This window comes from Streptomyces sp. NBC_01267, assembly GCF_036241575.1.
Lineage (GTDB): Bacteria > Actinomycetota > Actinomycetes > Streptomycetales > Streptomycetaceae > Streptomyces.
In genome coordinates, this window is sequence record NZ_CP108455.1 from 3,823,598 (window position 1) to 3,835,815 (window position 12,218).

Sequence of the window (12,218 nt, forward strand, 5' to 3'; positions counted from 1 at the left end):
TCACTCCAGCGCACACCCGCGGGCGCCTCCCGGCAACTCGTAACCCGAACGGAGTAACGCACCGGGGTGCGGGCCGGACCCGGGGAGGAAGAGGAAAGGGCCGCACAGGAACGGGGGATACGGCCGGTCGCGACCGGAGGCGGGGCCCGCCCCTCGCCGGTAGCGGAGTCGACAGACCGTACAAATGTGAACGTATCTCCGCATGATGAGGGCAGCGTTTCCCCCGAAGGAGGAGTGCCCACCATGAGTCACCAGACCGCAGAACCGCACCACAGCACCACCCCGCACAGCGGGTGGGCCGCCGGCGGCACCATGTTCGCCGGTGTCCTGATGCTGGTGGAGGGGGTGACCGACATCCTCCAGGGCATCGTCGCCATCGCCAAGGACAGCGTCTACACGCACGTCAACAACTACACGTACGCCTTCAGCCTCACTTCCTGGGGCTGGATCCACCTGATCCTCGGCATCCTGGTCGCGCTGACCGGTCTCGGCATCCTCGCCGGGGTGACCGCCGCACGGGCCGCGGGCATCGTGCTGGCCTCGCTGAACGTCATCCTGCAGTTCATGTTCCTGCCGTACCAGCCGCTCTGGGCGCTGACCGGCATCGCGATCGGCCTCTTCGTGATCTGGTCGCTGGCCTTCGGCGACCGGACGGGCCGGGCGCACCACACGTACTGACGAACCGTTCGTTCCGACGAACCGTTCGTTCCGACGAGCCGTTCGTTCCGACGAGCCGTTCGTTCCGGCCGGGCAGGTCTGCGGGCAGGCCTGCCCGGCCGGACAGGTCTGCGGGCAGGGGGTGTCCGGCCGGGCGCCGTACCGGGGGACGTACGTTGTCGACCATGGCTGACCTGGGCGTGTGCCGGTATGAGTGAGAACCGACAGCAGTCCCTGCTGTCCCCTCCCGAGTGGCTGATCCGGGGGCTGCGCCCGCAGTCCGCACCGATCCCCCGGGCGGCCGTCGCCCGCGCGAGCCTCGCGCTCGCCACGCCGATGGCCGTCGGTTTCGCGGCCGGCGAGCCCGTGTACGGGGCGCTGGTGGCCATGGGCGCCCTGTCGGGCGTCATCGGCGACACCGCCGACGCGTACCGGATGCGGGTCTTCAACATCGCCGTCCCGCAGTGCTTCGGGGCGATCGGCGTCATGCTCGGCACGCTGGTGTACGGCGACGGCTGGACCGCCGTCGCCGTGCTCACCCTGATCGCGCTGATCTCCGGGATGATCTCCACGATCGGTGCCGTGGCCTCCGTGTCCGGGCTGCTGCTCCTGCTCAACGCCGTGGTCGGCGCGGGACTCCCGATGCCGGGCCCCTGGTGGAAGTCCCCGCTGCTGCTCACCATCGGCGGGCTGTTCGTCCTGGCGCTGGCGCTGGTCGGCTGGCCCTGGCGGGCACGGGCACCCGAGCGGGCCGCGGTCGCCGCGACCTACCGCACGGCCGCCGAACTGCTGGCCGCCGCGGGCACCCCCGCGTACGACGTCCGGCGCCAGGCCGTCACCGGCTCGCTGAACGCCTCCTACGACCTGATCCTCGCCCGCCGCGCCCACTACCACGGCCGCAGCACCTCGATGGTGCGGCTGCTCGCCCAGCTCAACGTGCTCGTCCCGCTGATCGAAGCGGCAGCCGCGGCCCATCTGCACGGCCGGTCCTCGCGCCGCCCGGAAATCGCCGCCGCCGTACGGGACCTGGCGGATGTCGTCGCCTCGGGCCGGTCCGGCGCCGTACCCGATCTCGTACTCCCCGAACCGCAGGGCCCCGCCGACCGCGCCATGAACGCGGCGCTGCGCCACGCCTCGGCCGTCGTCGACCACCCCGAGCCCGAACACAGCGCCGAGGACCCGCTGGGCCGTCCCGCCGCGCTCGGCGTACGGGCCCGCCGAGCCGCGCTCACCGTTCTGCTCTCGCCCGCCTCCTGGCGCTACGGCCTGCGGCTCGCGCTCTGCATCGGCCTCGCCCAGTCACTGGTCTCGGTGGTGTCGGTCCCGCGCTCGTACTGGGTCGCGCTGACCGTCACCTTCGTGCTCAAGCCCGACTTCGGCTCGGTCTTCTCCCGCGCGGTCCTGCGGGCGCTCGGCACCGCGGCCGGGCTGGTCACCGCCGCCCTGGTCCTCGGCGTCGTGCCGCGCGGCTGGTGGGACGTGCCGGTGATGGTGGTGCTCGCGGCCCTGATCCCGGCGTTCTCCGCGAAGGGGTACGCCTTCCAGACCGCGGCCATCACCCCGGTGATCCTGCTGATCTCCGACCAGCTGAACCACCTGGGCTTCCACCTGGTCCTGCCCCGGCTGCTCGACAGCCTCATCGGCTGCGGGATCGCGCTGGTGGCGGGCTATCTGCTCTGGCCGGAGAGCTGGCATACCCGGATCGGCGACCGGCTCGCGGAGGCGGTCGAGGAGAGCGCGCGCTATGTCGAGTGCGCGTTCGGCGGCGCCGCGGGCGACAACCCGGCCGACCACGCCGCGCGGGCCCGGATGCGGCGCCGTCTCTACCGGGACCTGTCGGTCGTACGGACGGAGTTCCAGCGGGCCCTGACCGAACCGCCACCGACCGGGCGGCGGGCCGCCGCCTGGTGGCCGCTGGTCGTCGCGGCCGAGCGGATCGTCGACGCGACGACGGCGGCGCGGGTACGGGTCACCCACGGGGCGACGCCTCCGGCACCCGACGAAGTCGGGGCGGTGACACGGGAGTTGCGGGAACTGGCCCAGGGGCTGCGCTCCAGCGCCACCCTGGAGCGCGTCGCGGCCCGGATCAAGGGCGACGACAACGGCGTACTGGCGCCGCTGCGCCAGGAGGTCACCGCGGCACGGGAGATCGCCTCACCCCAGCGGTGACGAACAACAGCGGTGACGAACGACAGCGGTGACGAACGACAGCGGTGACGAACAGGGGCGGTGACGAACAGGGCGTCCTGGCGGGGCAGGGCAGAGCAGGGACGAACGGAGCGGCCGGACGGGCCCGGACATGCGGGTGCCGGGCCGGGCAGTGCCCGGCCCGGCCCATCACCGCCCCGTACCACCCCGACGAAGGTCACCCGCGCCCGGCGTCCTCAGGTGACGCCGGGCGCGGGGGTGGGGGCCCGACGCCGGGGAGGCGGCGTCAGGAAACCTTGGAAGCCTTGGCCAGCGCCTTGGCGAAGCCGTTCGCCCACAGGGCGTTGACCTGGGCACGCTCCTGCGCGTCCGGCTGCCGGTTGGTGCAGGACGGGCCGGGGCCGCCGCCGGACATCAGCTCGCTGCACGGGCCGTCGTACGTGTCGGGCAGGCCGAGCACGTGTCCCGTCTCGTGCGCGGTGACCCGGACGGAGTCGTACTGCTGGTTCTGGGCGTAGTCCAGGAAGACGTACCCGCTGCCGTGCCCGTCCGTCGAGGCGTACGAACCGGACGGGTCACTGCCCTCGCGGTAGCTGAAGTCCGCGTTGGAGCCCGCCTGGAGCTTGACGTTGGAGACGGCCGCGTTCCAGATCTGCGTGCTCGCGGCTATCTGGCTCTGGAAGGTCGGCGCACCCGAGGCGTCGTAGACGACGGTGACGGTCTTCAGATTCGGGTGGGCGGCCTGCTTCTTCGCGACCGACTTCATGACGGCCTCGAAGAAGGCCTTGTTGCCCGCTTCCTGCTGGGCGCCGACGTAGTGGGCAGCGGTGGTGGCAGCCTGCTGTGCGGAGGACGCCGTGGGGGTGGCGGCCTGCACGGGAGCTGCGGTGCCGAGGGCGGCGGCGATACCGAGGCCCAGGATGGCGGAGAGCGCCGTATTACGGTGCTTCATGTGGGGGGCTCCTACTCGTCCGGTGTGGGGGTGAACGGGTGGTACCGCAGAGTGTGCTGCGCGAGCGGGCCCCGGGGATGATGGCAACTGGCGATAACTTGGGCCTATCGGTGGGGATTTGATGGTCTGGTGCGGCCCGTGACGCGCGCTTACGCTCTGGGTTCATGGACCTTGAGGTGCGGCATCTTCGCGCACTGTGCGCCATCGCCGACAGCGGCAGCCTGCACAAGGCGGCCCGCGAGCTGGGCATGAGCCAGCCCTCGCTCACGACCCAGCTCCGCCGGATCGAGAACTCGCTCGGCGGCCAGCTCTTCTCCCGCGAGCGCACCGGCTGCCGTCCCACCCCGCTCGGGCGCACCGTCCTCAGCCGGGCCCGGCCGCTGATCGAGGAGATGCGGTCCCTGGTGACCGACGCGAAGTCCGCCGCCGCGCGGGCGGCCGGACCCCGGCTGCGGATCGGCGCGACGGCGAACCGCGCCATCCCCGGCTGGCTGCGCCGCCTGCGGACCCGGCTGCCCGGCACCGAGACCTCCCTCCACATGGACGTGTCGGCCAACGCCCTGCTGCGGCTGGTGGCCTCCGGGCAGCTGGACGTGGCGTTCGTGCACGAGGTCGAGGGGTGTCCGCTGCGGGTCCCGGACGGCCTGGAGATCCGCGTACTCGTCGAACGCGAACCGCAGTTCGTGACCCTGGCGGCGGACCACCCGGCGGCGGCGGACCCGGTGGTGAAGCTCGCGGACCTCGCGGCCGACCAGTGGATGGTCGATCCGACGGTGGACGGGGAGTGGGACGGGATGCGCCGGATGCTGCGCGCGGCCGGCCTCAACCCCCGGGTGCTGCACGGGGATTACCTCACGGCGTTCTCCCTGGTCGCGTCCGGCGAGGTCGTCACGGTCTGTCAGCCGACGACCAGCCCCAGACCGGACACGGTGATAAGACCGCTGCACGGCGATCCGCTGGGGGTACGCCTGCTGCTCGCGGCGCGGACCGGGGCAGCCGGGACGGACCTGGCGGAACTGGACGTGGTGTACGGGGAGCTGGCGGGGGCGTACGGGGAACTGGTCCAGGTCGGCTGACCCGGCCCCGGTGCCGGTGCCGCCCGCGGGCAGCCCGCCGTCACGGAGCGTGAGGGCCGTTCCCGTGGGAGCCACAGGAGAGTCCGGGTGGAAATTCACCCCCGCGCGCACCGCGTACGATCCGCTGCCATGGGCTCCGAACTTGTCGTGGATCTGCGCACTCTGCCGCTCGCCACGCTCGACGACTTCTGGGACGCGGTGACGGCGCCGTGCGGCCTGCCCGACTGGTTCGGCCGGAACCTGGATGCCTGGTGGGACACGGTGGAGACCCGCGGCGTCTCGGAAGTCGTGGACGCACACGGGCTGCTGGTCGTACGGGCCAGGGAAGCCGGTCTCTTCGCACCGGGTCATCCGGACGGCGTACGGCTGTCCTCCCTGTTCGCCGACGCGACGCGCGCACGGCTCGACCTGGAGCCCTGACCGGGGAACGGGCCCTACCCTCCCCAAGATCGCCGAAAGCGGTCGCTAACCTTACGTGTCCGCCCTGGCCAGGGATCAGCTCCCGCCGGCGCGGACTTTGTCTCGCACTCGACTCATTGCGAAAGGTCTCGCCCATGGGCATTCGGAGCTTGCTGCGCAAGGTGTTTGGACGCGACCGCGCGGAGTACGACGAGTCGTCGGCTGCTCCTTCCGTGCCGTCGCAGGGCGAGAAGCCGGCGGCGGAGACCGCGTCGGTGACGACGCCCGCGTCCGCCTCTGTCCTGACGTCGACCGGGAACGCGTCGACGGAGAAGGCCGGTGGCGACAAGGAGGGCACGGGCACCGATACGAGTACGGGTACCGCGTCCGCGACCGTACCGGCACAGGCCGACAAGTCCGCCTCCGCCGAAACGCCGAAGCCGAGGCGGAAGTCCACCCCCGGCATCGCGGCCGACCTGGTGGCGGAGGCCTTCGACAACCCGAAGCCGCGACCGGCGGAGCCGACGGTTCCGGCCCAGGCCGGTTCTCCCGAGGACGCGGTCGCCGTACCGGAGAAGTCCGTACCGGAGAAGGATGTTGAGGCGGAGACCGGGACAGAGGCCGCTGAGCCTGCGGCAGTTGCCGCCGAGGTGACCGCTGCGGCTGCCGCGGACGACGCGGAGCCGGAGCCCGAGGTCGTCGACGCGGAGGTCGAGGCCGGGGCGGAGGCCGAGGCCGGGGCGGAGGCCGAGGCCGGGGCGGCGCCTGAGGTCGAGGCCGAGCCCGTCGCGGACGAAGCGGAGACTGCTGAGCCGGTTGCGGCCGAGGCGGCGCCGGTTGCGGCGGTCACGGATGCGCCCGAGCCGGTCACCGCCGTGGCCGAGCCGGTCGAGGCCGAAGCGGAGGCGGAAGCGGAAGCGGAGGCGGAGGCGGAAGCGGAGGCGGAAGCGGAGGCCGAGGTCGAAGCGGAGGCCGAGGTCGAAGCCGAACCCGCGCCCGAGCCCACGCCTGCCGTCGAGGCACAGCCCGAGCCGGCCGAGGCCGAGGCCGAGGCCACGGTCGAAGCGGAGGCCGAAGCGGAAGCCCAGGTCGAGCCCGAGACCGAGACCGAGACCGAGACCGAGACCGAGACCGAGGCCGAAGCCGCACCGGTTGCCGTCGAGCCCGCACCTGCGGCTGCTGCCGACCCCGAGCCCGTAACCACCGAGCAGGAGCAGGAGCAGAAGCCGGAGTCGGAACCGGCCGCCGCCGGGACCGCCCCCGACGCCCCCAGCACCCCCGCCGACCTCAGCACCCGCGCCCCCCAGCTCGTCGCCGCGTACCAGGCCGCCGGGGCCGAGATCGAGAAGGCCGGGCTCAGTGGGGTGCGGGCCGTCGTCTACCTCGTGCTCGACCGGTCCGGCTCCATGCGTCCGTACTACAAGGACGGCAGCGCGCAGGCCCTCGGCGAGCAGACCCTCGCCCTCGCCGCGCACCTCGACGAGCGGGCCACCGTCCCCGTCGTGTTCTTCTCGACCGACATCGACGGCACGGGCGAGCTGACCCTCGACTCGTACGAGGGCCGCGTCGACGAGCTGCACGCGGGCCTCGGGCGGCTCGGGCGCACCAGCTACCACCGGGCCGTCGAGGAGGTCGTCGCGCTGCACGAGAAGTCCGCCGACCCCACCGCCCCCGCGCTGGTGATCTTCCAGACGGACGGCGCCCCCGACGTCAAGTCGGTGGCCAAGCAGGCCATCGCCGACGTCGCGGACAAGCCGATCTTCTGGCAGTTCGTGGCGTTCGGCGCGCACGAGTCCAAGGCCTTCGACTTCCTGCGGAAGCTCGACGTGCCGCACGCCGCGTTCTTCCACGCGGGTCCCACCCCCCGCGAGCTGACCGACGCGGAGCTGTACGCGGGGCTGCTCGCCGGGTACCCGGCAGGGCAGTAACAGGCGCAGCAGCCGGACCACGACCGGCGCACGACGGGCAGGGGCCGCGAGGAACACTCCTCGCGGCCCCTGCCCGTTCCCAGCCCCACCCTCGTCCCCGGTCCCCGGTCCCCGGTCCCCGGTCCCCGGTCCCCGAAAGCCAGGTGAGGGCAGTGCCCGCGGGCACGTAGGATTTCGACCATGGCGGCCACTGGATCCGAGAAGCAGGGGACGAGCGAAGGCGTGCAGGCCTTCTACGTATCGACCCCCATTTACTACGTCAACGACGCTCCTCACCTGGGCCACGCCTACACGACCGTTGCAGGGGACGTGCTCACGCGCTGGCACCGCCAGCGCGGCGAGAAGGTGTGGTACCTCACCGGCACGGACGAGCACGGTCAGAAGATCATGCGCACGGCCGAGGCGAACGACGTCACGCCCCAGGAGTGGTGCGACAAGCTCGTCGAGGAAGCATGGAAGCCCCTCTGGGAGCATCTGAACATCGCGAACGACGACTTCATCCGGACGACGGAGAAGCGGCACACGGACCGTGTGCAGGAGTTCGTGCAGGACCTGTTCGACAAGGACGAGATCTACAAGGGCGGGTACGAAGGCCCGTACTGCGTGGGCTGCGAGGAGTACAAGCTCCCCGGCGACCTGATCGAGGGTGAGCCCGACTTCCCCGGTCAGAAGCTGTGCCCGATCCACAAGAAGCCGGTGGAGATCCTCAAGGAGGAGAACTACTTCTTCAAGCTGGGCGCGTACGGCCCGAAGCTGCTGGAGTTCTACGAGGCCAACCCCGGCTTCATCCAGCCCGAGTCGGCCCGCAACGAGGTCGTGAACTTCGTGAAGCAGGGTCTCCAGGACCTGTCGATCTCGCGCTCGACCTTCGACTGGGGCGTCCCGGTGCCGTGGGACGACAAGCACGTCATCTACGTCTGGGTGGACGCGCTCCTGAACTACGCCACGGCCGTCGGCTACGGCGCCAACCAGCAGAAGTTCGACGAGACCTTCCCGGCGAACGTGCACCTGGTCGGCAAGGACATCCTCCGCTTCCACGCGGTGATCTGGCCCGCGATGCTGATGGCACAGGGCCTGCCGGTACCCGGCCGGATCGCGGCGAACGGCTGGCTGATGGTCGGCGGCGAGAAGATGTCGAAGTCGAACCTGACCGGCATCAAGCCGCAGGACCTGACCTCGCACTTCGGCGTGGACGCGTACCGCTGGTACTTCCTGCGGGCGATCGCCTTCGGCAGCGACGGTTCGTTCTCCTGGGAGGACTTCACCGCCCGCTACACCTCCGAGCTGGCCAACGACTACGGCAACCTGGCCTCCCGGGTGGCCGCGATGGTCGGCAAGTACTACGGCGGGACGCTGCCCGCCGCGGAGGCGCCGGGCGCGGCCGAGCAGGCCGTCCAGGACGGGCTCGCGAAGGCGGTCACCGAGGCCGACCGGCTGATCGGTGAGGAGCTGGACTTCCAGGGCGGCATCCTGGCGATCTTCGACTTCGTGAAGCAGGTCAACGGCTACATCACGGAGCAGGAGCCGTGGAAGGTGGCCAAGGACGAGTCCGCGGAGGGCAAGGCGCGTCTCGCGACGATCCTGTACACGGCCGCCGAGTCGCTGCGCGGTGTCGCGGTCCTGCTGAACGCGGTGATGCCGGTGACCTCGGAGAGCCTGTGGGAATCGCTGGGCGCCGAAGCGGGCCTCGGCGCGCTCGCCGGGCAGCGCGTCCAGGACGCGGGCACCTGGGGGCAGCTCCCGGCCGGTGCGACGGTCACGAAGGGCGCGGTGCTGTTCCCCCGCCTGGAGGAGAAGCCCGCGTAGGGCACGGCTTCCGTCACGACGGGAAGGGGCTCAGGACCAGCCGGTCCTGAGCCCCTTCCCGTCACGTCTTCTCGCTCCGCCCGGGTCAGCGCCCCAGCATGGACACGTCCCCCATCACCACGACCGGCTTCTTCGCCGGGTCGAGCCAGCCGAGCAGTTCCTTCATCCGTCCCTCCGGCAGGGAGACACAGCCGTGCGTCGGGCCGCCGTGGTCGACGTGGAACCAGACGCCGCCGCCCTTGTTCGCGCCCATCGGCCGGGCCCCGTCGAGCGGGGACCTGCCGGGCACATGGTTGTAGTTGATCGCCACCACGTAGTCGAACGCCCCGGCCAGCGGCTCCCCGTCGAAGCCCGTACCGGCGGCGATGAACGACCCCTCCCTGTCGTACGGGAGCCGGGTGCCGGGGTCGGCCTTGCGGCCCCCCGCGTCCGTCAGACCGAAGACACCGTAGGGCGAGTGGAGATCACCCGCGTGGTGGTCGGCCGTCCAGCCGCGCAGCGCGTTGTGCGCGGTCCAGGGATCGGTCACCGGCTGCCAGCCCTTGACGGGGTCCCGGGTGTAGAGGACGATCGTGGAACTGCCGGAGTCCGGTGCGTCACCGGTGACGACCACCACCTGCCGGGCCGTTCCCGGAATCTGCTTGCGGGTCCTGGGGCCCAGGGCGGGGATCTCCTCGGCCTGTACGGGCTTCGCCGCCCTGGCGAGCTCCGGCCGGGGCGCGGGCGGCCCGGCGTGACCGACACCCTCCCCGGCGGCACGGGCCTTGTCCTCCACCGCTCCGGATTGCCCCGCACACCCGGAGAGCAGCAGCCCGCCGGTGACCAGCGCAGCCGCCGCGAGCGAGTATCCGTGGAGTCTGCGGAGTCGGTTCGGTCGGTGGAGTCCGCGAAAAGACATGTACGGGCCTTTCATTTCATGGCGGGTTCACGCCGGGCCGGCCGGGCCGGATCAGATCGGACGAGATCGGACCGGACCGGGCCCGCCGGGGCGTGCCGGGTCTGTCGGGTCAGCCCGAGGAGTCAGCCGGGGGTGCCGTGCGGAGTCGGCGCGACGAAACGGGCGTCGGCCAGAGCCTGCCGCACGTCCGGCACCAACCGTGGGACGTCGCCCCGCGCACACGGGCCCGCCACGGTCACCGGACCGCCGCCGGATACGCCGATCGGCCCCCCGTACTGCTGCGCGGGTGGCCGATCAGATGTCCCGTGCACCGGGAAAGAGTGCCGCAGCCGCTCACCGGTTCCTGCTGCCGGCCGGCGTGGGGAGCGGGAAGGGGGCGCGTACGGGGCGCACGACGGCGGCCCCGGAGAGATTGCCCTGCCCTCGGTGGCTACACGCCGACGAGGTGGACGGCGGTCCCGCAGAGCTTGCGCATGCCGCCGATGTCCGAGGTCAGCAGGGCCACCGGACCGGCCTGGCGGAGCGCGACTTCCGCGACCATGGCATCAATGGCGTACTTGTGGCCGTGCAACGAGGCCTTCTTGAGGAGCGCCGCCGCGGCGCGCGAGGCCTGCTCGGTGAGTGGCTCGATCCTGATACGGGAGAGCAGCCAGTTCAGCCTGGCGGTGTTCACCTTGGCATGGGTGACCTCGATGATCGTGGCGGCGCTGATGACGAAATCGGCATTCCCCTGCCGGAACACCTTGACCAGACCCGTGGTCCGCCGGTCTTCGGCAATCCATCCCGAAAGCCCCTCGCTGTCGAGAACGACCACCCGGAAACCGTGCTCGGTCACGCGGCTGCCGCCCCGTCCCCCGCCGAGGAACTGCCGTAGATCTCGGCGCGTGCCTGGGCCAGTTCCTCCTCGGTGAACGCACCGTGTTCACGCTCGTAGCGATCCAGTTCCTGGTCGATCAGCTCGCCGCGGAGCCGACGTGCGACTGCCTCCGCGACATAACCGGAAACGTTCTCCGTGATCTGCTTGAGCGCTTCCACCTGCGCGGTAGGAAGCGTGATGGTCACTCTCGACGTGTCACCCGTACAACGAGCGTACTGCGATGCACTACCCCCCCCTGCGGCTCCATGGAGGAAAGGCCCCCGATCGAGCGATCGGAGGCCTTTCGGCAGCAGCAGCGGACCCATTCCTCCCGGGGGAGAACGAGCGGCGAAGAGTTACGGGGCGGAAGGCGACGCGGTCGGCGGCCCTCCCCCGGCATCGGTGCCGTCGTGGGTCTGGCTCCGGTCCACGCCCATCGTCAGTTCGGCCCGCACTCCGCGGGCGATGTGGCCCTTCCTGTACGACAGGTGCAGCAGACCGCCCGTGGCGCCGCTCCCGTCGTAGAGGCTGTCCTCGGTGAGCGTGGTCCGCTGCGTGGTGTTGGTGGCGTACGGGGCGACGGCGGCGGAGGCCAGCACCGCCTTCTCGTCGAAGTAGAACTGCCCGGTGTGGCACGTGTGGCCGCCCTCGTACCCGGCCTCCGTCAACTTCCCGCCGACGTGCACCTTCGTGTGGACGTGCACGGCCCGGCCCTGGTACCAGCCGGGGAAGACCGTCCTGAACTCGACGTAGCCGTGCTGGTCGGTCAGCCAGGTGCCGCGCAGGTACCGCTTGTCGTCGGTGGGCTCCACGTGGCCGCCGCCACCGCCACCGCCACCGGGACCGGGACCACCGGACGGAGGTGCGCCGGTGGGGGCGCCGCTGGGCGGGGGACCCGTGGGTGGGGTGCCGCCGCCCTGGCTGGCGGACTCGTAACCGGAGTAGATCCCCAGCGCGTCGCAGTGCCAGATGTCGACGGCGGCCTTCCGCAGCGGCGTGCAGGTGTCGGCGTCGATCACCTGGAGACGGAGGGTCATGGGGATGCCCTCACGGTCCTCGGTGATGTTCCGGCGGATCTTGTCCGCGTCGATGTAGTAGGGACCCTCGATGGCCTCCGAGGTGAGCCGGTAGCACTCCTCGGAACCGGAACCCGGACCGGAACCGGAATGGGAATGGGAGCCGGAGCCGGAAGAGGAGGTGGAACCTGAACTGCCCCTGCCCGGCGTCCCGTGCGACTCGTCGGCCGACGCGGTGGCCGCCACCGTACCCCCGATCCCGACCGCCGCCGCAGCTGCTCCGGCCGCGACGATCAACCGGCGCCGGGTCATGTCCTTGTTGTCAGTGGGTTCCTGAGGATCAGTCATGGGCGGGACCTTAGGCAGCCCGCCTGTCACCGGCCTGGGAAGAAGCTGTGTGTTGCTGTGGGTTGCTGCGAACGTGCGACGGGCGGGGCCGCAGATCACAAGATCCGCGGCCCCGCCCGTGCGACAGGCCCGAA

General features: G+C 71.4%; 11 protein-coding genes. 6 read left to right on the top strand and 5 right to left on the bottom strand.

The features are described from left to right. Positions 1 to 243 precede the first annotated feature (243 nt). Both OG709_RS17570 and OG709_RS17575 read left to right on the top strand, forming a co-directional pair. On the top strand, positions 244 to 678 hold the full coding sequence (locus OG709_RS17570; RefSeq protein ID WP_250302473.1) for a DUF7144 family membrane protein: 435 nt from the start codon (positions 244 to 246) through the stop codon (positions 676 to 678). Positions 679 to 867: 189 nt separating this feature from the next. Further along, positions 868 to 2,826, top strand: coding sequence for an FUSC family protein (locus OG709_RS17575; RefSeq protein ID WP_250302472.1), 1,959 nt, complete (start codon positions 868 to 870; stop codon positions 2,824 to 2,826). A 265-nt stretch (positions 2,827 to 3,091) separates the two neighbouring features. Here the strand turns inward: OG709_RS17575 and snpA are convergent, their stop codons facing one another. Continuing rightward, on the bottom strand, positions 3,092 to 3,757 hold the full coding sequence (gene snpA / locus OG709_RS17580; protein ID WP_250302471.1) for a snapalysin: 666 nt from the start codon (positions 3,755 to 3,757) through the stop codon (positions 3,092 to 3,094). Between the two features lie 164 nt (positions 3,758 to 3,921). Between snpA and OG709_RS17585 the strand changes: the two genes are divergently transcribed. From OG709_RS17585 to metG, 4 genes are all read left to right on the top strand, one after another. Continuing rightward, positions 3,922 to 4,833, top strand: coding sequence for a LysR family transcriptional regulator (locus OG709_RS17585; RefSeq protein WP_250302470.1), 912 nt, complete (start codon positions 3,922 to 3,924; stop codon positions 4,831 to 4,833). Between the two features lie 129 nt (positions 4,834 to 4,962). Further along, the gene (locus tag OG709_RS17590; protein ID WP_250302469.1) at positions 4,963 to 5,253 is read left to right on the top strand and encodes a barstar family protein; all 291 of its coding nucleotides are present in this window, start codon (positions 4,963 to 4,965) and stop codon (positions 5,251 to 5,253) included. 134 nt (positions 5,254 to 5,387) lie between these two features. Further along, positions 5,388 to 7,160, top strand: a complete 1,773-nt coding sequence (locus tag OG709_RS17595) for a VWA domain-containing protein (RefSeq protein ID WP_329166856.1) — start codon at positions 5,388 to 5,390, stop codon at positions 7,158 to 7,160. 180 nt (positions 7,161 to 7,340) lie between these two features. Next, entirely contained in the window at positions 7,341 to 8,966 is a 1,626-nt protein-coding gene (gene metG, locus OG709_RS17600) for a methionine--tRNA ligase (protein ID WP_250302467.1), read from the top strand. Positions 8,967 to 9,051: 85 nt separating this feature from the next. On the opposite strand, the gene OG709_RS17605 is transcribed toward metG, so the two are convergent. From OG709_RS17605 to OG709_RS17620, 4 genes are all read right to left on the bottom strand, one after another. After that, a complete protein-coding gene (locus OG709_RS17605) occupies positions 9,052 to 9,864 on the bottom strand; it encodes a L,D-transpeptidase family protein (RefSeq protein ID WP_329166857.1) in 813 nt (270 codons plus the stop codon). A gap of 430 nt (positions 9,865 to 10,294) precedes the next feature. Then, positions 10,295 to 10,699 carry a PIN domain-containing protein gene (locus OG709_RS17610; RefSeq protein WP_266642009.1) on the bottom strand — a complete coding sequence of 135 codons (405 nt, stop codon included), beginning with the start codon at positions 10,697 to 10,699 and terminating at the stop codon, positions 10,295 to 10,297. Further along, the gene (locus OG709_RS17615) at positions 10,696 to 10,926 is read right to left on the bottom strand and encodes a hypothetical protein (protein WP_329166858.1); all 231 of its coding nucleotides are present in this window, start codon (positions 10,924 to 10,926) and stop codon (positions 10,696 to 10,698) included. Before OG709_RS17615 ends, OG709_RS17610 begins: the two co-directional genes overlap by 4 nt. A 150-nt stretch (positions 10,927 to 11,076) precedes the next feature. Then, positions 11,077 to 12,084: an intradiol ring-cleavage dioxygenase gene (locus OG709_RS17620; protein ID WP_329166859.1), complete on the bottom strand. Its 1,008-nt coding sequence runs from the start codon at positions 12,082 to 12,084 to the stop codon at positions 11,077 to 11,079. Positions 12,085 to 12,218: the final 134 nt, after the last annotated feature.